17 protein-coding genes and 1 tRNA gene are annotated in these 21,379 nt (G+C 70.0%); 5 read left to right on the top strand and 13 right to left on the bottom strand.

Features of this window, described 5'->3' with window-relative positions; translation table 11 throughout:
• Window positions 1-89: 89 nt before the first annotated feature.
• From Q9R20_RS08695 to Q9R20_RS08650, 10 genes are all read right to left on the bottom strand, one after another.
• Complete coding sequence (locus Q9R20_RS08695) at window positions 90-1,463, bottom strand: hypothetical protein (RefSeq protein WP_311248960.1); 1,374 nt, start codon at window positions 1,461-1,463, stop codon at window positions 90-92.
• Entirely contained in the window at window positions 1,444-2,208 is a 765-nt protein-coding gene (locus tag Q9R20_RS08690) for a TIGR03943 family putative permease subunit (protein WP_311248959.1), read from the bottom strand. Before Q9R20_RS08690 ends, Q9R20_RS08695 begins: the two co-directional genes overlap by 20 nt.
• The gene (locus Q9R20_RS08685) at window positions 2,201-3,238 is read right to left on the bottom strand and encodes a permease (protein WP_311248958.1); all 1,038 of its coding nucleotides are present in this window, start codon (window positions 3,236-3,238) and stop codon (window positions 2,201-2,203) included. Before Q9R20_RS08685 ends, Q9R20_RS08690 begins: the two co-directional genes overlap by 8 nt.
• Before the next feature lie 86 nt (window positions 3,239-3,324).
• The gene (locus tag Q9R20_RS08680; protein ID WP_311248957.1) at window positions 3,325-7,794 is read right to left on the bottom strand and encodes a family 43 glycosylhydrolase; all 4,470 of its coding nucleotides are present in this window, start codon (window positions 7,792-7,794) and stop codon (window positions 3,325-3,327) included.
• Between the two features lie 182 nt (window positions 7,795-7,976).
• Window positions 7,977-9,014, bottom strand: coding sequence for a LacI family DNA-binding transcriptional regulator (locus Q9R20_RS08675; RefSeq protein WP_311248956.1), 1,038 nt, complete (start codon window positions 9,012-9,014; stop codon window positions 7,977-7,979).
• Complete coding sequence (locus Q9R20_RS08670) at window positions 9,007-10,551, bottom strand: sugar ABC transporter ATP-binding protein (protein ID WP_396653677.1); 1,545 nt, start codon at window positions 10,549-10,551, stop codon at window positions 9,007-9,009. Before Q9R20_RS08670 ends, Q9R20_RS08675 begins: the two co-directional genes overlap by 8 nt.
• Window positions 10,552-10,616: 65 nt before the next feature.
• Window positions 10,617-11,636, bottom strand: coding sequence for an ABC transporter permease subunit (locus Q9R20_RS08665; RefSeq protein WP_311248954.1), 1,020 nt, complete (start codon window positions 11,634-11,636; stop codon window positions 10,617-10,619).
• Window positions 11,636-12,679 carry an ABC transporter permease gene (locus Q9R20_RS08660; protein WP_311248953.1) on the bottom strand — a complete coding sequence of 348 codons (1,044 nt, stop codon included), beginning with the start codon at window positions 12,677-12,679 and terminating at the stop codon, window positions 11,636-11,638. Before Q9R20_RS08660 ends, Q9R20_RS08665 begins: the two co-directional genes overlap by 1 nt.
• Complete coding sequence (locus tag Q9R20_RS08655; protein ID WP_311248952.1) at window positions 12,676-14,262, bottom strand: sugar ABC transporter ATP-binding protein; 1,587 nt, start codon at window positions 14,260-14,262, stop codon at window positions 12,676-12,678. Before Q9R20_RS08655 ends, Q9R20_RS08660 begins: the two co-directional genes overlap by 4 nt.
• Before the next feature lie 118 nt (window positions 14,263-14,380).
• Window positions 14,381-15,364: an ABC transporter substrate-binding protein gene (locus Q9R20_RS08650; RefSeq protein WP_311248951.1), complete on the bottom strand. Its 984-nt coding sequence runs from the start codon at window positions 15,362-15,364 to the stop codon at window positions 14,381-14,383.
• 273 nt (window positions 15,365-15,637) lie between these two features.
• Between Q9R20_RS08650 and Q9R20_RS08645 the strand changes: the two genes are divergently transcribed.
• Both Q9R20_RS08645 and Q9R20_RS08640 read left to right on the top strand, forming a co-directional pair.
• Entirely contained in the window at window positions 15,638-16,240 is a 603-nt protein-coding gene (locus Q9R20_RS08645; RefSeq protein WP_311248950.1) for a hypothetical protein, read from the top strand.
• 105 nt (window positions 16,241-16,345) lie between these two features.
• Complete coding sequence (locus Q9R20_RS08640; RefSeq protein ID WP_295839657.1) at window positions 16,346-16,909, top strand: flavin reductase family protein; 564 nt, start codon at window positions 16,346-16,348, stop codon at window positions 16,907-16,909.
• 75 nt (window positions 16,910-16,984) lie between these two features.
• Here the strand turns inward: Q9R20_RS08640 and Q9R20_RS08635 are convergent, their stop codons facing one another.
• The gene (locus Q9R20_RS08635) at window positions 16,985-17,878 is read right to left on the bottom strand and encodes a DUF808 domain-containing protein (RefSeq protein WP_311248949.1); all 894 of its coding nucleotides are present in this window, start codon (window positions 17,876-17,878) and stop codon (window positions 16,985-16,987) included.
• Between the two features lie 232 nt (window positions 17,879-18,110).
• On the opposite strand from Q9R20_RS08635, the gene Q9R20_RS08630 reads away from it, so the two are divergent.
• The 3 genes from Q9R20_RS08630 to Q9R20_RS08620 are packed head-to-tail and all read left to right on the top strand — an operon-like array spanning window position 18,111 to window position 19,689.
• Window positions 18,111-18,701 carry a molybdopterin-dependent oxidoreductase gene (locus tag Q9R20_RS08630; RefSeq protein WP_311248948.1) on the top strand — a complete coding sequence of 197 codons (591 nt, stop codon included), beginning with the start codon at window positions 18,111-18,113 and terminating at the stop codon, window positions 18,699-18,701.
• On the top strand, window positions 18,698-19,429 hold the full coding sequence (locus tag Q9R20_RS08625) for an FAD-binding oxidoreductase (protein ID WP_311248947.1): 732 nt from the start codon (window positions 18,698-18,700) through the stop codon (window positions 19,427-19,429). Before Q9R20_RS08630 ends, Q9R20_RS08625 begins: the two co-directional genes overlap by 4 nt.
• Window positions 19,429-19,689 carry a DUF6510 family protein gene (locus Q9R20_RS08620; protein ID WP_311248946.1) on the top strand — a complete coding sequence of 87 codons (261 nt, stop codon included), beginning with the start codon at window positions 19,429-19,431 and terminating at the stop codon, window positions 19,687-19,689. Before Q9R20_RS08625 ends, Q9R20_RS08620 begins: the two co-directional genes overlap by 1 nt.
• A 39-nt stretch (window positions 19,690-19,728) precedes the next feature.
• Here the strand turns inward: Q9R20_RS08620 and Q9R20_RS08615 are convergent.
• Window positions 19,729-19,817: transfer RNA gene (locus Q9R20_RS08615), tRNA-Ser, on the bottom strand.
• Window positions 19,818-19,911: 94 nt separating this feature from the next.
• Window positions 19,912-21,198, bottom strand: a complete 1,287-nt coding sequence (locus Q9R20_RS08610; RefSeq protein ID WP_311248945.1) for an LCP family protein — start codon at window positions 21,196-21,198, stop codon at window positions 19,912-19,914.
• Window positions 21,199-21,379 lie beyond the last annotated feature (181 nt).

The raw sequence follows: 21,379 nt of genomic DNA, 5'->3' as shown, positions 1-21,379 counted from the left end.
GCTCACAGAGCGCGAAGGCTACAGTCTGTCGAACCGGTTGCGCCTTTGTTACCGGCCCGTGATGCGTGGGAACGATCCCACGACGTCCCTCAGCCGCACCACCCCGGCCGCGTGCCCTCGACGTCCGTCACCACGGCGCCGCTCACCGCGTCGACGATCTGCGTCCGACGCCCGACGCGATCGGCGCGGGCGGGATAGCCGTCGACGGGCGCCGCTTCGGGGACGAGTCCGATCGCCAGATGCCGGCCGCTCGGCGAGGCGCACACCTCGACGATGCGGGTACCCGTGTCGGCGCGCGCGACGACGGTGTCCGTGGCGTCGGGCTGCCGACGCGTCAGCTCGGTGCTCGACCACGTCGCCACCGCATCGGGAGCGAGCACGAGGCGCCCGGTCCCCGGAGCGGCGCCGGTCGCGCGAGTGCCGTCGACGGCGGTGATCGAACCGCTCGTCAGGTCGAGGATCGACAGACCGTCCACGTCGCCGACCACGACCGAGGTCGTCCCCGGCAGGAACGACAGCAGATCGCCCAGCTGCCCCAGGACCCGCGGCGGCGCCGCCCCCGTGGCATCCACGAGGAGGAGGCTGCGATCCGGCGTCTGTGCGACCAGGTAGGCGCTGCCCGGCACGAACTGCCATGCCTCGGTCCGCACGGGCGCGCCGTCGAGACCCGCGACTGTGCGCGGCGGCGCCGAGGGGTCGGCGGGATCGACGAGGAACAGGGTCCCGGTGTACTGCTGCACACCGTCGTCCGAGGACCCGGTGAAGACGTACCCGATGCGACCGGCGTCGCTCGAGGCGCGCAGCAAACGGAGGTCGCCGCGCCCGGGCAGGGGCAGCGTCGCCTGCGAACCGTCGCCGCGGGCCAGTCGCAACGACGTCGCGCCGTCGCGGTCGACGGCCACCGCGACGGTGTCGCCGCCCGCCTCGGCGTACTCCTGAATGCGCGGCGCACGCAAAACCGTGGCATCCGATTCCCGGGACAGGTCGTGCCGCACGACCTCGTCGTCTCCGTCGCCGCGGTCGAAGGGGCCGCCGCGCTCGAGCGTCGTGATCGTCAGGGCCGGGGTCGTGAACGCGTACTCGGTGCTGCTGAGCGTCCCGGTGGTCTGTCCGCGCAGGGCGGGCACGACGAGACGGTAGGCGGTGTCGAAGGACAGGGTCTCGGGAAAGCGCACGCGCAGCGAGGCACCGACCACCTCGACCTGCATCGGTGCCGCCGGCTCGAGGGCGACCCCCTCCGCCGACGACGGATCGAGCGGCTGGTCGGTGCGGACCGTCACGACGACATCGCGCTGGGCGACCGCGACGGAGGGGTCGCCGGTGACCGCCCGCACCTGCGGTCCGCGCGCGAGGGCCGCGCCGGCCAGCACCGCCCCCGCCAGCACGAGAGCGGACACGACGGAGGTGCAGACGACGACGAAGCGCCGCGCCCCGGGCCGTGACTCAGGAGATGTACGGGTCATCGGGCTCGGGCACCTCCTCCGCGGAGTCGGCGACGAGACGCGTCGCGCCCTCGCCGTCGGCGAAGGTGCCGGTCACCCGCACCCAGTCGCCCGACTCCACCCCGGCCGGCAGCGTCGCGCGGTCGACGGGGACGGCGAACAGCTGCGCGTCGACCGTGCAGCAGGTGACGGCGTACCGGCCGATCCGAGCGGTGCCGGCACCGTCGAGCAGGACGATGCCCGTGACGTCGGCGCGCTGGCCCACGAGGTCGTTCGCGGTCGACCCCGTGCCGAGGATCGTCGCCCAGTCGCGGATCGAGAAGCGCGTCGGATCGCTGCCCACGAGCACGGGTGCCAGCACGTCTCCCCCGCCGTCCGCGGCGGCGGTGCTCGTGAGCGCGCGCTCCGCGCTGAGGGTCGCCGGCGGCGCCACCAGCAGGGCGAGAGCCGCGACGAGGACGAGCGCCGCCGTGCCCACGGCCGGGATCGCGCGCCACCGCCGCGCGCGACCGCCCTCGTGGTCGTGGTCGTGATCGTGGTGGTCGTGGCCCTCGTGCGCGTCGGCGGCGCCCGTGGCCGCGAACCACACCGCGAGGGCGAACAGCACGGCCCCCACCAGCGTGAGTACGACCGTGAACACGACGTAGCGCGGGTGGATGTACAGCGTCAGATCGCCCGCCGCGGCGAGCGCGAGGGTGGCGACCAGTCCGATCCCGCACAGCAGCATGCCGCCCTGGCGCGAGACGAGCCCCGAGAGCCTACGCAAGGAGGTTCACCCCCAGGCCGAGCACCGCGGCGCCCAGGGCGACGATCAGGGTGACGACGGCGAGCGCGCGGGCCCGGAACGTGGTCGAGAGCATCGCGAGCATCTTGACGTCGATCATCGGGCCGAACACGAGGAAGGCGATGAGCGCCCCGGGAGAGAAGGACGAGGCGAGCGAGAGGGCGAAGAACGCGTCGACGTTGGAGCAGATGGCGATGACGAACGCCAGGGCGATGAGCGCGAGCACCCCGTACACGGGGTGGCCGCCGACGCCGACGAGAGTCTCCCGCGACACCGCCACCTGGATGAGACCGGCGATCGCCGCGCCGAGGAACAGGGCGGGGAGCATGGCCGAGATCTCGTCGCGGAACAGCGACGCCGCCCGCCGCAGGCTCGGCCGGGAGCGCTCGTCGACCGAGCTCGCGCACGCGGCCGCCCAGGCCGGGGTCAGCAGACGCGCCGGATCCGGGTGCAGACTCACGAGCCAGCCGACGAGGTTGGCGATGACGAAGCCCCCGACCAGGCGCGAGACCAGGATGCCGTCGCTCCACCCGAACGCCTGGTAGGTCGTCACGAGGGTGATGGGGTTGAGGATCGGGGCGGCGAGCAGGAAGGTCACCGAGTCGGCGACCGAGAACCCCCTCATCATGAGGCCCCGCGCCAGCGGCACGTTCCCGCACTCGCAGACGGGGAGGATCACGCCGAGCAGCGACAGCACGGCGCGGCGGAGGATGCCGCGGCGCGGGACGATGGCATCCATCACCCGGGTCGGCACCCACAGCTGCACGGCGATCGAGATCACCACGCCCAGGAACACGAACGGCAAGGACTCCACCACGACGCTCGCGGCGAGGGTGATCCCGTCGGACAGGGCGCTGGGAAGCGGGGAGTCCGCGCCGATCGTCACGACGCGCACGACGACGGCGGCGGCGAGGAGGAGGGCGCACACGACGAGCGGCCTGCTGACCGCGGGGCGCGGGGGCGGCGCGGGAGCCGGCCGGCGTGCGGGAGCAGCGGTGCGCGAGCTCGTCACGGTGCTTCCTCGGGTCGATGGGTCATCAGACGGATGCCGGCGCCGCACCCCGGGAAGGGCACGACGCCGGCATCGGTGTCAGCGGATCACGCCGCGGTGCGACGCGGGCGACGCATCACCCACAGTGCTCCACCGGCGACCAGCAGCATCGCCGCGAGCAGACCCGCTGCCAGGGGCGCCTGCGCGCCGGTGGCGGCGAGCTGGCCCTTGGCGACGACGGTGATCCCGACGCGCTGGATCTCGGAGCCGTCGGCGGCGAACACCACGATCGAGTGCGCTCCTGTGGGCAGGTTGCCCGGGATCTGCACGTCGAACGTGACGCGTCCGTTGCCGTCGGCGGCCGGGATGCCCGCGATGCGGATCGGGTCGCTGCGCAGCTCGGCGGTGATCTGCTCACCGGCCTTCAGCCCGGTGACCGTCACCGTCACGATGCCGCCGCGCTCGACCGTGGTGGTCGAGACCGTGACGCGCGGGGCCGAGGGCGCCGAGGTCGCGCCGGCGGTGGGCGTCGTGCCCGGCGTCGACGTGGCCGTCGGCTCCGGCGAGCCCGTGGGACCGGTCGTCGGCTCGGGCGACGCGGTCGGCTCGGGCGACGCGGTCGGCTCGGGCGACGCGGTCGGTTCGGCCGTCGGGCTGGCCGTCGGGCTTGCCGTCGGGGTCGCCGTCGGGGTCGCCGTGGGCGTCGCCGTGGGCGGTGCCGTCGGGCTGGCCGTCGGCGTCGCCGTGGGGCTGGCCGAGGGGTCCGGCGTCGCGGGGACTTCGCGCGGGTCCACGCTCGTCAGCGTCGGCTTCACGGGCTGGAACAGTCCGTCGGAGCCGATCGTGACGCGGTCGATGGTCGTCTCGCGGTTGGTCCCGTTGCCGCCGGGGATCGCGAAGCGGTGGTAGGCGATGTACCACTCGTCGGTTCCGGGCACGTTGATGATCGAGCTGTGCGCCGGTCCGAGGATGCCCTGCGACGGGTCCTTCTGCAGCAGGATGCCGCGGTAGGTCCACGGTCCGTCGACGCTCGTCGACGTGGCGTAGCCGACGCGGTAGTCGGGCGAACCGGTGTCGTCGATCGAGTAGGTCAGGTGGTACAGACCGTCGCGGTAGTTCATGAAGAGCCCCTCGCGGAAGTCGGGCAGACCGCTGATGCGCTTGATCGTGCCCGCCTTGATGCTCTTCATGTCATCGGACAGCTCGCCGTAGACCGGGCTTCCGTTGCCCCAGAACAGGTAGTACTTGCCCGTCTTGGGGTCCTTGAAGGCCGCGGGGTCGATCGCCTGACCGCTGTTGACGCTCTCACCGTTGGTGATCATCGGCTGCGCCTCCGCGGTGAACGGTCCCTCGGGGCTGTCGGCGACGGCGACACCGATCATCTTCCGGTTGGCATTGGGCTCGTGCCCGCTGAAGTAGAAGTAGTACTTCCCGCCCTTCTCGGTGATGGTCGGCGCCCACGCGTTGCCGGTGGCCCACGGGACGTTGCCGTTGGCACCGTCGAGGGTCAGGAACGGCTTGTCCGAACGCGTCCAGTCGACGAGGTTCTTCGACTTCCAGACGTAGAACGTGTTGCCGCCCCAGCCGGGGGTGCCGTCGGTCGTGGCGTAGATGTAGTACGTGTCGCCGAACACCGCGATGTTCGGGTCGGCGTACAGCCCCGGCAGCACCGGGCTCTTCATCTCGATCGCCTTGAGCGTCCACACCACATCGGCCTGACCGTTCGTCTTCAGCGTCACCGTCATGGGCGTGCTGAGGTTGCGGACGGTGCCCGAGGCGGGGGTGGCCGTGGTGCCGGCGGCGGTCGCGAACGTCGGACGCAGGGTCGTCAGGTCGGTGCCCGGCTTCACGGGGAACGTCACCGTGCGGTTGGCGGCGTCCACGAGGGGCGCGACCTTCAGCGCGGTGGCATCCTGCAGGCTGACGTCGCCGAGGAGACCGGCGTTTCCGGACTGCTCGACGATCTCCTGACCGCTCAACGCGCGGTTGTAGAGCGCGAACTCGCGCATCTGTCCGCGGAAGAGGTTGTCGGCGTTGTACACCGACTTGCCGAGGTAGTTCGCCAGGGTCGAGCCACCGCCGATGTCGGCGGGACGCACCGTCACGTTGGTGTTCTCGGCGACCTTCTGCCCGTCGAGGTACAGACGGGCCGTGTTCCCGCTGAGGGTGTACGTGAGGTGCACCCAGCGATCGCGCGGCAGCGGCGAACCGGAGTTCGCGTTCTGCTCTCCGGTCCAGTTCCCCGTCGTCAGCGCGGCGCGGTACTGGCCGTCACCGGTGGCGAAGAGGTAGCCGTTGCCCGTACCATCGCCCGCCGTGTTGCCCATCCCGTAGAGGAAGTACGGGTTGCGCTGGGCGGGGTCGATGCGCAGCTCGGTCTCGATCGTGAAGTCGTTCACGCCGACGAGCAGGTTGTCGGGCAGGTCGACGTAGTCGTTCGAGCCGTCGAAGGTGAGCGCGCCGTTCGAGAACGTCGCACCGCCCTGGATCTGCGCGTCGCGACCGGCTCCGGAGCGGTCGTGCAGCACCGCACCTGAGGCGTCGGTGAAGTCGTAGCGCACGATCTCGCCGTTGGCGTTCGCCGAGAGCGGCTGGGGCAGGTTCGCGCGCAGCGCGGCCAGCTCCGACGCCGTGACCGGCATCACCGTTCCGTGGCGGGGGCTCGCCGGCAGGCGGTAGCTCGCGGGGACCTTCCAGTCGGGGTTGGCAATGTCGGTGGTGGCGAGCGGGATGTATCCGCGTCCGCCGTACTCGTCGACGAAGAGGTAGTACTTGTCGCCGTTGACGTCACCGGGGTTCGACTTGAAGATGCTCGGCCCCTCGACGGCACCCGTGCCGGCGTTACGGCCGATGCACGAGGTGACGCCCGTCCACTGGTCCAGGGGCGCCGTCAGAACGGGGGAGCTCTCCTGGATGATGTCGCTGCAGCCGGTGGTGCCCGCACCCTCGTCCTTGGTGAAGCGCTGGTAGACGCCGTTCGCCTTGATGACGGTGGAGTCGATGCGCGACATCCCGTCCTGCCAGATCTTCGTGTCGCTGAAGGTCACGAAGTCACGCGTGGTCGCGTAGAGCATCCGGTTGTAGCTGCCCGTGGTGTGGTTCGGGTCGGACTCGGGGTACAGCTGCGACGCCCAGAACACGACGTACTCGCCCAGCGTCTCGTCGTAGTACGCCTCGGGCGCCCACGTGTTGCCGGCAGTGTCGGGAGAGACCTTCACGTGGCGCTGCGCGCTCCAGTTCACGAGGTCGTGGGACTCCCACACCTCGAGGTACTTCGAGCCCTGACGCTGCGCGCGGCCCCAGTCGCCGTTGCGGCCGATGGAGAGGTCGGTGGCGATCAGGTAGAACGTGTCGCCCTCGGGAGAGCGGATGAGGAACGGGTCGCGCAGACCCTTCTCCCCCTCGGTCGAGGTGAGCTTCGGCTGGCCGCCGTTGAGCTCGGTCCACGACAGGGCGTTGTTTCCGTTGCTCGCGGCGAAGTAGATGTTCTCGCCCGCGACGGAGTTCCCGGTGAAGTACGCGAAGGTGTACCCCTCGAGCGGCCCGATGTCGGCGGCCTTGCGCACGGCAGCGGAGAACGTGCGCTTCTGCGTCACGGCGTTCTTGGTGATGGATGCCGTCAGCTCGACGGTCGTGTCTTCGCTCGGGCGCGTGACCTTTCCGTCGGCGTCGACGACGGCGGCGTTCGCGGAGGTCCACGTCACGGGCAGCCCCTGCGAGCTGGTCGGGAGGGTGAGGTTCCCGCGCACGTCGTCGACGTTCGTCACGGTCAGCGCCTGGAGTGCGCTCGCGACCGATGCTTCGTCTTCGGGGGTCTTGATGAGGTTCTTCACCTGCGTCGAGCTCAGAGCGCCGTCGTAGAGACGGAAGTCGCGGATGCTGCCCGCGAGGAGCTTGTCGGGGTTGTAGTTGGATCGACCCAGGTAGTTCTTGGTCGTCGTGCCGTTGCCGATCTGGCCGGGGGTGGTGGTCGTGTTGGTGTTCTCCGCGACCTGCTGACCGTCGACGTACAGGCGCGCCGTCTTGGTGGGCGCGTCGAGGGTGTAGGTGACCTTCTTCCACACGCCACGCTCGAGGTCGGACCCGCTCCTGGTCTCCTGCTCGGTCGTCCAGTTGCCCGAGGCGATGCCCGCGCGCGCGGGATTCCCGGTCGCGAAGAGGTACCCGTTGCCGTACCAGTCGGTGGTGTTGCCCAGCCCCCAGAGGAAGTAGTTGCCTGACTGCTCGGGCCGCACGATCACGTCGGCGCTCACCGTGACGGAGGTGAGGTTCTTGAGGACGTCGTTGGGGAGCTGCACGTAGTCGTCGACGCCGTCGAGACGGACGCCGTCGCCGCTCAGGGTCGGGCCGCCGACGAGCGTCGCGTCCAGGCTCGATCCGCGCGCGGAGGTGTTGTGGGCGACGGTTCCGCTGGTCTCGTCGAGCGGGTACGACACGACCAGCTGCGGGTCTGTCTCGGCGGCCGCGGCCGCGAGGGGCGCGGTCAGGGGTGCGGCCACCAGGGCGGCGACGACCGGGACGGTCAGCGCGAGGCGGGATCGGCGCCGTGGCGGCGCCGAGGCGGGGGTGTAGGGCACGGGGGTGGGGTCCTCTCGTGATGCATCGTTGCAGGGCCGTCGTCCTCGACAGCCCCCTCATGTTAGCGCTCACAGACGGAAGGGCAACAGCATGTCGACGTCAACATGACGCGACGTCGCCGGGCGGGCGAACGCGTCTCCCCGCGGCGATGCGTCGAGCCGCCGGGAGGGAGGCCGCAGGGTCAGCGAGAGCGCCGAGTGGCGGCGGGGCGCACCGCGGGGGCCGAATCCCGAACGATCAGACGTGTGGGCAGCGGCGTGCTCTCGCTGATCGTGTCGGGCTCTTCGACCGCGAGCAGCACCTTCTGCATGAGGATCTCCCCCAGCGCCGCGAAGTCCTGGCGGACGGTGGTCAGCGACGGGTAGAGGAACCCGGCCTCGGGCAGGTCGTCGACGCCGACGACACCGACGTCTTCGGGAACACGCAGCCCCCGCTCACGCAGGGCCGAGAGCGCGCCGATCGCCATGTGGTCGTTCGCGACGAAGATGCCCTCGCCGGGGGCGATGTCGGCCTCGCCGGCGATGCGGTACCCGCTCGCCGCCGACCAGTCGCCGTGCACCACCGGGATCGCCTCGCTCCGCGAGGTCGCCAGCTCCTCGCGCCAGCCGCGCAGACGCTCCACCGCGTCGGGGTTGCGTGCCGGTCCCGCGATGTGACGGATCGGACCGTACCCGGCCTCGAGCAGGTGCCGCACGGCGCTGCGCGCTCCGCGGTACTGGTCGATCGCGACCAGGCGCGGGTGCGGCCGGCTCGACGACGCCTCGGCGATCAGGGGGATGTCGAGCTCCAGGGCCTGGACCGCCGCGAGCACCTCCGTGTCGACCACGATGAGGACGATGGCATCCACTCGCTGCTTCAGCAGCCCGTCGATCGCCGAGCGCACCGCCGCGATCTCGTTCTCGGGCGTGCTGATGGTGTCCACGTTGTACCGCGCGGCGCGAGCGGCGAAGTTGAAGTGCATCGCGATCGACGACGGGCCGTAGCTGACGGTTCCGGGTTGGACGAGACCGATGGTCCGGGTCCGGCGCGTCACCAGGGCGCGCGCGGCGGGCGACGGACTGTAGCGCAGCTGCGCGATCGCCTGCTCGACGCGGGCGCGCGTGGCGGGGCGCACGTTCGGCATGTTGTTGAGCACGCGCGAGACCGTCTGATGCGAGACTCCGGCGAGTCGCGCGACGTCGAAGATGTTGGCGGTGCGTGCCGGTTTGTCGTCACTCATCCGCGGCCCCCTCCGAGCTCTCGGGCTTGGCCACGAGAGCCAGGAGGGCGTCGGGGGTGACCTCGGCGGCCGGGACGATCTGCGCCAGGACGCCGTCGCGCATCACGGCGACGAGGTGCGCCACGCGCAGGACCTCGTCGAGTTCGGCGGAGATGTAGATGATCGACAGACCGTTCTCGGAGAGCTCGCCGACGAGGCGCTGGATTTCGGCCTTCGCACCGACGTCGATGCCGCGCGTCGGCTCGTCGAGCACGATGACCCGGGGCGACAGCGCCAGCAGTCGCGCGAGCAGCACCTTCTGCTGATTGCCGCCCGACAGGGTCGACACCGGTCGATCGATGTCGGCCGGACGGATGTGCAGCGCTTCGACCCAGCTGTGAGCGAGCTCGCGTCGGCGCGCGGTGCTCATCCGGTGGAAAACGCCGCGCTGGGCCTGCAGCGCGAGGCTGATGTTGTCGAGCACGCTGAGGTTTCCGATGATGCCCTCGGTGCGGCGGTTCTCGGACGAGTAGGCGATCCGCTGCGCGATCGCGTCACGCGGGGAGTTCAAGCGCACCGGGCGCCCGTCGATGAGCAGCTCCCCCGCGGCGGGCCGATCGACGCCGGTGAGCGCGCGCGCGAGCTCGCTGCGCCCGGAGCCGAGCAGACCCGCGACGCCGATGACCTCGCCCTCGGCCAGATCGAGGTCGGCCTCGCGCAGGCGGGGACCCGAACCGATGCCGCGGGCGCTCACGATCGACGGGCTCTCGCCGTCGTCGATCGTCCGCTGGCCGAGGGGGGCGAGCGCAGCGGCAGCGGCTCCCAGCATCTTCTCGACGAGGTCGATGCGCAGCAGCTCGCGGGTGGCGTACTCGCCGACCAGCCGGCCGCCGCGCAGCACCGTCACCCGGTCGCAGATCTCGTAGACCTGGTCGAGGAAGTGCGAGACGAACACCACCGCGATGCCCGTCTCCTTGAGCTCGCGGATGACGCGGAAGAGCTCGGCGACCTCGTCGGCGTCGAGGCTGGAGGTGGGCTCGTCCAGAACCAGTACCTTGACGTCGATCGATACGGCCCGCGCGATCGCGACCAACTGCTGGATCGCGAGGGGGTGCGATGAGAGCACGGAGGCGGGATCGACGTCGACCCCGAGGGCGGAAAGGGCGTCCTTGGCCCGCTCGCGCATGGCCGCGTGGTCGATCACGCCCCACCGCCGGGGCTCGCGGCCGAGGGAGATGTTCTCGGCGACGGTCAGGTTCGGCAGGAGGTCGATCTCCTGATACACCGTCGAGATGCCCGCCGCCTGCGCGTCGGCAGGCGACGAGAAGCGCGAGAGCTCGCCCTCGACGAGGATGTCGCCCGAGTCGAGCCGCAGCGCACCCGTGATGGCTTTGATGAGGGTCGATTTGCCGGCGCCGTTCTCGCCCATGAGCGAGTGGACCTCACCCGGCCGCAGGAGGAAGTCGACCCCGGCCAGGGCCGACTCGACCCCGAAACGCACGGACGCCCCGCGCACCTCGAGGAGTGGCGGGGCGTCAGTGGCGGGCATGGGGTCCATCATGCCCCGGTCTGCGCGAGAGCGCTAACACCGCGGCGGGGCGTTTCCCCCGCCGCGGTGTGCGGTCAGCGGCTCAGAGCCGAGCGCGAGACGATCACGCGCTGGACCACGACGAACAGCAGCAGCAGCGCGCCGACCGTGATGCGGGTCCAGGACTGCTCGGCACCCGAGAACGAAATGATCGTGCGGATGAGGCCGTAGACGAACACGCCGATCATCGATCCGACGACGAAGCCGCTGCCGCCGGTGAGGAGCGTGCCGCCGATGACGACCGCGGCGATCGTGTCGAGCTCGGTGCCCACGCCGTTGAGCGGGTACCCGGCGCCGGAGTAGGCCGTCAGCACGATGCCCGCGAGACCGGCGCACACGCCGCTGATGACGTATACCGAGAGCTTCGCCCGCACGACCGGCAGACCCATGAGCCGGGCCGACTGCTCGTTGCCGCCGACCGCGTAGACCGTACGGCCGAAACGTGTGTACCGCAACACGAACGCGGCGATCGCGACGGTGAGCAAGGCGATGATGCCCGTCGGGGTGATGTACCAGCCCGCGAAGGAGAAGCGGGTCGACTGCAGCCACAGCAGGCCGTCGTTCTCGACCTTGATCGACTCGAGGCTGACCACGAACGCGAGACCGCGGGCGAGGAACATGCCCACGAGCGAGGCGATGAATGGTTGGACGTCGAAGAACTGCACCAGCACGCCGATCAGCAGACCGATCGCGGCGCCGATGAGCATCATCGCGGGGACCGCGACGGCGACCGGCACGCCGTCGCCGAGCATCTTCGCGCAGAGGATGCCGGTGAAGGCCATGACCGCTCCGACCGACAGGTCGATGCCGCCGGTCAGGATGACGAAGGTCATGCCGACCGCGAGGACAAGCAGGTAGGCGTTGTCGAGCAGGATCGACGACAGGATGCGGTTCAACTGGAAGTTCGGGAAGTACCACATGGACCCCGCGATCATCAGCACGAGGATCACGACAGCGGCGAACACCGGGACCCACGAGATGTGGCGGCTGAGGAAACGGCGGTACGAGCCCGCGGGCGACGACGCGACGCGTCGTTCTTCAGTGAGAGTGGCCATCAGGACAGCACCTTTGCGTCGGGACGTCGGGTGAGGGGACGCAGGGCGTTGCGTCCGGCCGTGTGGAAGAAGGCGCGGAAGCGAGGCGACTGCAGGAGCACGACGATGAGCACGGCCGCGGCCATGAACACCGGGCTGACGGCGGGCGGGACACCCAGGAAGGTGATCGTGCTCTTGAGCGTCTGGATGGTGAAGACGCCGACCACGGTACCGGCCAGGCTGAACTTGCCGCCCGCGAGCGAGGTGCCGCCCAGGACGACCGCCAGGATGGCATCCAGTTCGATGTACAGGCCGGCGGCGTTGGCGTCGGCGGCCATGATGTTCGAGCTGTAGAGGATGCCGGCGATACCCGCCAGCGTTCCGCTGGCGATGTACGCGCCCCAGATGATGCCGCGCGAGCGGACACCGGCGAGGCGGCTCGCCTCGGGGTTGATGCCGACGGCTTCGGTCAGCATGCCCAGCGCCGTCCGACGCTCGAGGACGCCGACGACGACCACCGCGAACATCGCGACGAAGAACGCGAAGGGAAGACCCAGCACGTATCCGCCGGCGATGAACTTGTAGGGGTCGCTATTGATCGTGGTGATGAAGCCGCCTGTGATGAGCAGGGCCACACCGCGACCGGCGAGCATGAGCACCAGGGTGGCGATGATGGGCTGAATGCCGAGCACCGACACGAGGAAGCCGTTCCAGACTCCGAGCACCAGTGCCACACCCACGGCGGCGGCGATGGCGGTGAAGACCACGCCGAGGTTGCCGGGATCGGGCGAGGCCTCGATGACGGTGAGGGCGACGGCGCCGGAGACGGCCATGATCGCGCCCACCGAGAGGTCGATGCCTCGGGTGGCGATGACGAGCGTCATGCCGAGGGCGACGAGCATGAGCGGGGCGCTGTTGCGCAGGATGTCGATCAACGAGCCGTAGAACTGACCGTTCTGCATCGTGATGCTAAGGAACGACGGCCGCGAGATCGTGTTGACGGCGATCAGCGCGATGAGGGCCGCGATCGGCCACACGAGGCGGTGCGTGAGGAACTTCTTCATGCGATCTTCTCCCGATCGGACGACAGTGTCTCGGGTGCGGTCTGCGGCGTCGAGATGGCGGCCGCGTCGAGCTGCCCCTCGGCGATGTAGGACACGAGTCCGTCGAGGTCGACGTCGCGGGTGGCCAGTTCGCCGATCTTACGACGGTCGCGCAGGACGGCGACACGCTGAGCCAGACGCAGCACCTCTTCGAGCTCCGAGGAGATGAAGATGACGGCGAGTCCCTTCTCGGCGAGCTCGGCGACCTTGCGCTGGATGTCGGCCTTGGCGCCGACGTCGATGCCGCGGGTCGGCTCGTCGAGGATGAGCAGCTCCGGAGCGGTGGCGAGCCACCGGGCGAGCAGCACCTTCTGCTGGTTTCCGCCCGAGAGGTTGCGGATGAGGGCGTTCGGGTTCGCGGGACGCACGCCGAGCGCGGTGATGTACTCGTCGACGATGGCCTGCTTCTCGGCGGCGCTGATCTTACGCAGTGCACCGCGGCGGGCCTGCACCCCGAGGATGATGTTCTCGGCCACCGTCAGATCGCCGACGATGCCTTCGGCGCGGCGGTCCTCCGAGGAGAACGCGACACCGCGGTCGAGCGCGTGACGGGGAGAGCCGAGGCGGGCCCCGGTTCCGGTGACCTCGATCTGACCGTCGTCGGCGCGGTCGGCGCCGGCGATGAGACGGGCCAGCTCGGTGCGGCCCGAGCCCAGGAGACCGGCGAGGCCGACGACCTCGCCCGGGTAGACGTCCAGGTCGATCGGTTCGAGCGCGTTCTTGCGGGCGAGCGAGGTCGCATGCAGCACGGGGGTGCCCGAGCGGTCGATCGCGCGCTCGGCACTGGCGGAGATGGCATCCAGCTCGCCGAGCTCGCGACCGATCATCTTCGCGACGAGCTGCTCGCGGCCGAGCTCCTCGACGGGATACTCGCCGACGAGGGTGCCGTTGCGCAGCACGGTGAGGCGATCGGAGATCTCGTAGATCTGATCGAGGAAGTGCGACACGAACAGGATCGCGACACCGCGGTCGCGCAGGTCGCGGACGACGCCGAACAGCTGCTCGACCTCTCCGCGGTCGAGGCTGGAGGTGGGCTCGTCGAGCACGAGCACCTTGGTGTCGACGACCATGGCGCGGCTGATGGCGACGAGCTGCTGGATGGCGATGGAGTGGCTGGCCAGGATCGACCGGGTGTCGATGTTCACGCCCAGCTCGGCGAGGTACTTCGCCGCGGCGGCGTGGGTGGCCTTCCAGTCGAGCATTCCGCCGCGGCGGATCTCGTTGCCGAGCATCACGTTCTCGCCGACCGTGAGGTTCTGGCAGAGGTTGACCTCTTGGTACACGGTCGCGATGCCGGCGCTCTGCGCGTCGGCGGTGGAGCGGAACTGCCGCTCCTGCCCGTCGACCCGGATGACGCCCTCATCGATGCCGTAGACACCGGTCAGCGCCTTGATGAGTGTGGATTTGCCGGCGCCGTTCTCTCCCATCAGGGAGTGGACCTCGCCGGCGTAGAGCGTGAAGTCGACGCCGTCGAGCGCCTTCACTCCGGGGAACTGGATGCTGATGCCGCGCATGGCGACGACGGCAGCACGTTCGGAAGTCATGTCCGACCGCTTTCTGATGAGTCATGGGGTGTGCGGGGCCGGTTGGGGGAACCGGCCCCGCACGCCGGGGAGGGTGCGTCGGGCGTCGGGGGAGGCGCCGTCGGCGGGGATGCCTGGATCAGTAGGGGCGGCTGTCCAGGACCTTCTTGGCCTGCTCCTGGTCGAACGCCTGGTCCTCGACGATGTACTGCTTGTCGACGGACTCGCCGGCCACGACCTTCTTGACGACCTCGGCCGTCTTCTCACCGAGCAGCGGGTTGCACTCGACGATGTAGTTGAACTCGCCGTTGGCCAGAGCGGTCATGCCGTCCTTGACCGCGTCGATCGTGACGATCTTGATGTCGGTGCCGGGCGTGAGGCCCGCGGCCTTGATGGCCTCGAGGGCACCGAGGCCCATGTCGTCGTTGTGCGCGAAGAGCACGTTGATCTGCGAGCCGTACTTCTGGAGGAAGCCCTCCATGACGGTCTTGCCGTCGGCGCGGGTGAAGTTACCCGTCTGGGAGTCGAGCACCTTGATGTCGGTGCCGGCGATCGCCGAGTCGAAGCCCGACGCGCGGTCGGTGGCGGCCGACGAACCGGTGGTGCCCTCGAGGACGACCAGGTTGGTGGGGGTGGAGCCGAAGTTCTCGGCGACCCACTTGCCGGCGGTCTCGCCTTCCTTCTTGAAGTCCAGGCCGATCCAGCTGGCGTACAGGTCCTTGGAGGCCGAGACCGTGCGGTCTTCGAGGATGACCGGGATGTTGGCGTCCTTGGCCTCCTGCAGCACGTCGTCCCAACCGTCGGTGACGATGGGGGCGAGCACGATGGCGTCGACGCCCTGGTTGATGAAGCTGCGCACCGCGGCGATCTGCGCCTCGGGCTTGTTGTCGGCCGCGTTGAAGACGAGGTTGAAGCCGTTCGCCTCGCTGAACGCCTCCTTCATCGACTCGGTGTTGGCGCTGCGCCAACCGCTCTCCGAGCCCGTCTGCGCGAAACCGACCGTGATGACGCCGTCGCCACCGCCGTTGCCGCCCGCAGCGCCGCCGCCGCCCGCGCAACCGGTCGCCGTCAGGGCGAGCGCGCCCAGGAATGCGACTCCTGCGATGATCTTCTTCGCCTTCATGGTGAAACCTCCTCGTTTCGCCGGCCACTGTGCCGGGTCATGTGATGCAGCTCTCGGGTGAGCCGTTGCTGAATGTTAGCGCTCACACATCACACGCTGTCAAGCAGAGATTTGCAACGGAAAGGTCACGGAGGCCTGTGATCGGCGGGATGTGAAGCCTCACAAACATGAGAACTGTGTGAGAAATCCGGCCGGACCCTGCGTTTTCGGTCAGGACGCGCCTAGCGTGCCGGATACGCGATGACGATGTCGCGTCTTTCGAAGGAGAAAACCATGACGGATATCCCCCGTACCCGTTCGCACTCGCTCCGCCGACTCGTGGTCGCCGGCGCCCTGGCCCTCGCGGCCGCCGTCACCCCCGTGGCTGTGGCGACGACCCCGGCCGAGGCGGCCGGGCGCATGACCTACACGCTCTACGAAGAGGCCTCCCCCACCGCCGACCAGGCCGACGCCTACCAGCGCATCCGCGCGGCGATGGATGCCGCGGTCGCCCGCTACAACGAGTTCAGCGACTTCGACCGGCACCTCAACGTGTACTACGTGCCCGGCGTGCCCACGGCCGAGGCGAGCATCGACGGCACCATCCGCTTCGGCGAGAACCGCGGATTCATGCAGGAGCGCACGGCCCTGCACGAGATCTCGCACACGGTCGGCAACGGCACCGCGAACGCCTGGTACGCCATGTGCCAGAACGGGCAGTGGACCGGACCGAACGCCAACGCCAAGCTCGCGGAGTTCGACGGAGCCGGGGCGGTGCTCAACTGCGGCGGTTCCCACATCTGGCCGTACGGACTCAACTACGACAACGAGATGTCCGACCTCAACGCCGATCGTCACGTCCAGCTCATCTGGGCGATGATCGCCGACGGCATGTGACCGACCGACGATGACGGGGTCCGGATGCCGCGGCATCCGGACCCCGCATTTCACGATGTTTCCCCCGCCGAGCCGAGGCCGGTCCCAGCGAGTAGCGTCGAAACCATGACCTCTCTTCCGCACGGCGCCCCCGAGAGCACCCCCTCGATCGGAACCTCGGTCTCGGCGGACGACTTCAAACGCGCTTTCCGCGGCCACCCCGGCGGTATCGCCGTCATCACCGCCTACGGCGAGAACGGCCCCGTCGCTCTGACGGCGTCGTCGGTGTCGTCGGTGAGCGCCGATCCGCCGTTGCTGATCTTCTCGGTGTCGGCCCTGTCGTCGGCCACCCCCACGATCATCGCCGCCGACACGATCGTGGTGCACCTGCTCGACGCCGAGGACATCGGCCTCGCCCGCGCGGGCGCCACGAGCGGCCTCGACCGCTTCGCCGACACCTCGGCCTGGTCGCGCCTGTCCACCGGGGAGCCCGTCTACCACGGCGTACGCGCCTGGCTGCGATGCAAGATCGTCAGCCGGATGGATGCCGGCGGCTCCACCGTCATCGCCGCCCAGGCCCTGCAGGTCGACGTCGAGCGCGACATCGAGCCCGGCGAGCCCGGGGCCGCCCTGGTCTACCACAACCGCACCTGGCACCGCCTCGGCGAGCACTCGCGCCTCGAGGACTGACGGGAGCACGCTCCGCCGCTCCGGCGGGTGCTCGCGCGCCCGCGGTCGTCCGCCGCGCCGGGGACGCGGCATCCGTCAGTGGGTGCTGTTCGCACCCTTGCGCGCGACCAGCCGCGAGATCCCGGTCACGACGGCCACGATGATGAGGCCCAGCACGAGGCCGAACACCGCCGACATGGCGGTCTCGACGATCCACACGATGACGGGGCCCGCGGCCTCGATCGCGTGCGTGACGACGTGCACGAGGTCGTACGGGCCCGCCCACAGGGTTTCGGCGAGGTTCTGCAGCACGAGGTGCCCGCCCACCCACAGCATCGCGACCGTTCCGACGACGCTGATCACGCGGAACACCGCGGGCATGGATGCCACGACCCGCGCTCCGAAGCGACGGACACCGCGCGACGGGCTCTTCATGAAGCGCAGGCCGATGTCGTCGATCTTCACCAGCAGCGCGACCGCGCCGTAGACCACCACGGTCATCGCCAAGCCGATCACGAGCAGGGCCCCGAGCGTCATCCAGATACCGAAGCCGGGGTCGAGGCTCGACAGGGCGATCAGCATGATCTCGGTGCTGAGGATGAGGTCGGTGCGGACGGCCCCGAGCACGAGCTTCTTCTCGTCGCGGGGCCCGTCGTCGTCGTGGGCGCCGTGATGCACGCCGAACCACTCGAGCACCTTCTCGGCGCCCTCGAAGCACAGGAAGCCGCCGCCGATGATGAGCAGGTACGGCAGCACCCACGGCGCGAAGGCCGTGAGCAGCAGGGCGATCGGGATGATGATGACGTACTTGTTGATGATGCTGCCGAGGGCGATCTTCCACACCACCGGGAGCTCCCGCGCCGGGGTGAGGCCCTGCACGTACTGCGGGGTGACGGCGGCGTCGTCGATGACGACGCCCGCGGTCTTGGCGCTGGCCCGCATGGCGGCGCTGAGGATGTCATCGACGACGGCGAGCAGACCGACGGACATGCGCTTCTCCCGGGGGTGCGAGGGGCACGGCGCACGCGCGCCGCAGGCTCGACCCTATCGGGCCACCGCGAGCCCCGAGCGGGGTGGCGCGACCGTTCGGGAGGAGAGTGCGGAGGGGGAGGACGGATGACGCACCGATCGTCCTCCGCCCGCCCGATCTCCTCCCGTGCGCGCCCTGTCGCCACCGCGCGCGCGTGGCTAGGGTGAACCCACGCACGCACGAGGGGGAAGCATGTCGTTCATCACCCGCGGATTCTCCGGCCGCCGACGCGAGCGCGACCCGCGCCTGCCACCCGGCCAGACGCTGGTCGGCGACTGGCCCGTGCTCTCGGCCGGGCCCACCCCCGCCGTCGATCCCGAGACGTGGGAGTTCGCCATCGGCACCGAGAACGGCGTTCACCGCTGGTCGTGGGACGAACTGCGGGCGCTCGGTATGGAGGACGTCACGGTCGACATCCACTGCGTCACCCACTGGACCAAGCTCGACATGCCGTGGCGCGGGGTGTCGCTCGACCGCATCTTCGCCGAGGTCGACACCGCGCACCGCTACGCGATGGTCCACTCGTTCGGCGGGTACACCACCAACATCGCCCTCGACGATCTGCTCGGCGGTCGCAGCTGGATCGCCTTCGAGGCCGACGGTGCGCCGCTGACCCCCGAGCACGGCGGACCCGCGCGGCTGCTCGTGCCGCACCTGTACTTCTGGAAGAGCACGAAGTGGGTGCAGGGCCTCATCACGATGCCCGCCGACAAGCCCGGGTTCTGGGAGCAGAACGGCTACCACCTGCACGGCGACCCCTGGCGCGAGGAACGGTACGGGTGACTCTCCCGGGCGCCGCCTGGCACGTGGCCACGGTCGCCGACGTCCGACCCGAGACCGCGACCGCCCGGCGCATCGCACTCGAGGTGCCGACGTGGCCGGGCAACGACGCCGGGTCTCATCTCGACGTGCGCCTCACCGCTCCGGACGGGTACCAGGCGAGCCGTTCCTACTCCATCGCGTCGTCGGGCCGAGGGACGCTGGTGGTGCTCGCGGTCGACGAGGTGCCGGACGGCGAGGTGTCGCCCTTCCTCGTGCACGACCTGCGCGTCGGCGATCGCCTCGAGGTCCACGGTCCCCTCGGCGCGTTCTTCGTCTGGCGCCCGACGGGAGATCCGCGTCCCGTGCAGCTCATCGCCGGAGGGTCGGGGATCGTGCCCCTGTACGCAATGGCGTCCGCGAGCGCCGCGAGCGACGACACCGCACCGTTCCGCCTGCTGTACTCGGTGCGCTCCCCCGGCGACGTGTTCTTCCGCCGCGAACTCGAGGCGCTGCGCTCCCCCACGCTGTCGATCGACCTGGTGTACACGCGCTCCGCCCCTCCCGGCAGCGAGGTGCCGCCGGCACGCCTGACCGCGGAGCGCCTGTCCGCCGCGATCGTGCCGCCGGAACGGCATCCCCGGGTCTTCGTCTGCGGGCCGACGCCGTTCGTCGAGGCCGTCTCGGGCTGGCTGGTCGACGCCGGCCACGCAGCCGCCGACATCCGCACCGAGAGATTCGGAGGATCGTGATGACCCTGCTCGACGGAAACGCACTGGCCGGCCGGCTGGCCGAGGTCCTCGGCGGCGACGCCACGGACTCCCCCATCCGGTGCCGGCACTGCGGCGAGGTCGGCGAGCTCGGCCGAGTCGTCGTCTTCGCCACGGCGATGGGCCTGGTGGCCCGTTGCCGCGGCTGCGACGGGGTGCTCCTCACCCTCATCGACGCCGACGACGGTCGCTCCTGGTTCGGGATGCCGGGCCTCAGCACCCTGCCCCTGCGCGGGCGATGACGGGAACGCGGAAAGCCCCGGCGAACCGGGGCTTTTCGGCGGAGACGGAGGGATTTGAACCCTCGGTCCCCTTACGGGGACTCCACCTTAGCAGGGTGGTGCACTAGGCCTGACTATGCGACGTCTCCAGGTGATCGGCGCCTCGCGGCTCGAACACACGGGTCCATACTAACCGGTCGCCGCCCGGCATCCGAACCACGATCGGAGGCCGGGCGGCGCAGGTCAGCGGACGTTGCCGTTGGAGCAGGTCGACTGCGCGGCGGTCTGACCCGCGATCCCCGACGGCAGGGTGATGACATCGGACGTCGGGGCGGGCGACGCGGTCGCGCTCTCGGTGGGCTCGGGGCTCGCGGTGTCGACCGGAGCAGGGGTGTCGATGGGCGCCGGCGTCGCGTTCTCGTCGACGACCACGCCGTCTCCGTCGCTGAGGTTGCCCGAGAGCTCGAGGGGCTGATTGGCGGCGAGCGCGGCCCACAGCGTCTCGGCGTCCTCGCGGTCGGGGACCACGCGGTTCGCGTTGGAGGGGTCGGTGTACGTGGGGTACTGGATGAAGACGATCTCGCTGAACGGCACGTCCTTCACCGCGGAGGCGATCTGCACGAGCGTCAGCGGGTTGGTGAGCGAGGTCGAGGGGTCGACGTTGCGCAGGGCGGTCGACGCGAGCTTGTAGAGCGTCGCCGGGTTCGACAGCACGTCCTCGCTCTTGAGCTTGTTCGCCAGTCGCGACATGTACTGCTGCTGGTTCGAGATGCGACCGAGATCGCCGCCGTCGCCGACGCCGTGTCGCGTACGCAGGAACTGCAGAGCGTCGAGCCCCTTCACCGTGCGCATCCCCGCGGGCCAGTCGATACCGGTGTAGCGGTCCTTGATGCCGTTGGCGATGCAGACGTCGACGCCGCCGATCGCATCGGTGATGTTGATGACGCCGCCGAAGCTGACCTTCGCGGCGAAGGGGATGTCGAGACCGCTGAGCTCCGAGACGGTCTGCACGACGCACGACAGTCCGCCATAGAGGTACGCGCTGTTGATCTGGCGGTAGTCGCTCGCGTAGCTCTCGTTCCCGTCCTTGTCGGTGCACGACGGCATGGGCGCCATCAGGTCGCGCGGGAAGGAGATGACCGTCACCCGGCGCGGGGCGTCCGAGATGTGCACGAGCATGTTCACGTCGTTGAGGTTGCCCTCGGCGTCGTCACCCGAGCAGCGGTCGCCGAAGTACTGCGCGAAGTCCGGCTCGCACTCGTCGGTGCCGACCAGCAGCATGTTGACGCCGCCCTTGAGCTCGCCGAGGTCGGGCGGGACAGCGGGCTGACCCTTCAGATCGACCGCGTCCGCGGTGAAGCTCTGGGTGAGGTCGACCGCGGCGTACGCGAGCACCGCACCGCCGGAGACGAGCAGGACGGCGAGCGCGATCGCGACACCGCGGAACAGCTGCGCGAAGGGCCCCGGCGACGTGAGCCGCCCGTGGCGCGCGACGGTCCGCTGACCGCGCGGTGTTCTGGTCTTGCTCACTCGGGTCCTCTCGGAGACGGATGCCACCGGCCCGGCAGCACGTCGACCCCGGCGCGGCCGGAGGTCGCAGCAATACTAGGGACGTGCGGCTGTGAATGGCGTGAAGAGCGGCGCGGCGCGGCGTCCGGTGTTCGTCCAACGGATGCCGCGGCGTCACGATCGCGCGCTAGCCTGCGGCAAC

The sequence above is a fragment of the Microbacterium sp. PRF11 genome (assembly GCF_031844085.1).
Taxonomy (GTDB): Bacteria; Actinomycetota; Actinomycetes; order Actinomycetales; family Microbacteriaceae; genus Microbacterium.
Note: the sequence above shows the minus strand (reverse complement) of the source record. Positions and strands in the feature narration are given on the sequence as shown.

Coding starts and splice junctions, on each gene's coding strand:
- Q9R20_RS08695 (WP_311248960.1), bottom strand. CDS start 1,463: ATGACCCGTACATCTCCTGAGTCACGGCCCGGGGCGCGGCGCTTCGTC.
- Q9R20_RS08675 (WP_311248956.1), bottom strand. CDS start 9,014: ATGAGTGACGACAAACCGGCACGCACCGCCAACATCTTCGACGTCGCG.
- Q9R20_RS08670 (WP_396653677.1), bottom strand. CDS start 10,551: ATGGACCCCATGCCCGCCACTGACGCCCCGCCACTCCTCGAGGTGCGC.
- Q9R20_RS08665 (WP_311248954.1), bottom strand. CDS start 11,636: ATGGCCACTCTCACTGAAGAACGACGCGTCGCGTCGTCGCCCGCGGGC.
- Q9R20_RS08660 (WP_311248953.1), bottom strand. CDS start 12,679: ATGAAGAAGTTCCTCACGCACCGCCTCGTGTGGCCGATCGCGGCCCTC.
- Q9R20_RS08655 (WP_311248952.1), bottom strand. CDS start 14,262: ATGACTTCCGAACGTGCTGCCGTCGTCGCCATGCGCGGCATCAGCATC.
- Q9R20_RS08650 (WP_311248951.1), bottom strand. CDS start 15,364: ATGAAGGCGAAGAAGATCATCGCAGGAGTCGCATTCCTGGGCGCGCTC.
- Q9R20_RS08645 (WP_311248950.1), top strand. CDS start 15,638: ATGACGGATATCCCCCGTACCCGTTCGCACTCGCTCCGCCGACTCGTG.
- Q9R20_RS08640 (WP_295839657.1), top strand. CDS start 16,346: ATGACCTCTCTTCCGCACGGCGCCCCCGAGAGCACCCCCTCGATCGGA.
- Q9R20_RS08635 (WP_311248949.1), bottom strand. CDS start 17,878: ATGTCCGTCGGTCTGCTCGCCGTCGTCGATGACATCCTCAGCGCCGCC.
- Q9R20_RS08630 (WP_311248948.1), top strand. CDS start 18,111: ATGTCGTTCATCACCCGCGGATTCTCCGGCCGCCGACGCGAGCGCGAC.
- Q9R20_RS08620 (WP_311248946.1), top strand. CDS start 19,429: ATGACCCTGCTCGACGGAAACGCACTGGCCGGCCGGCTGGCCGAGGTC.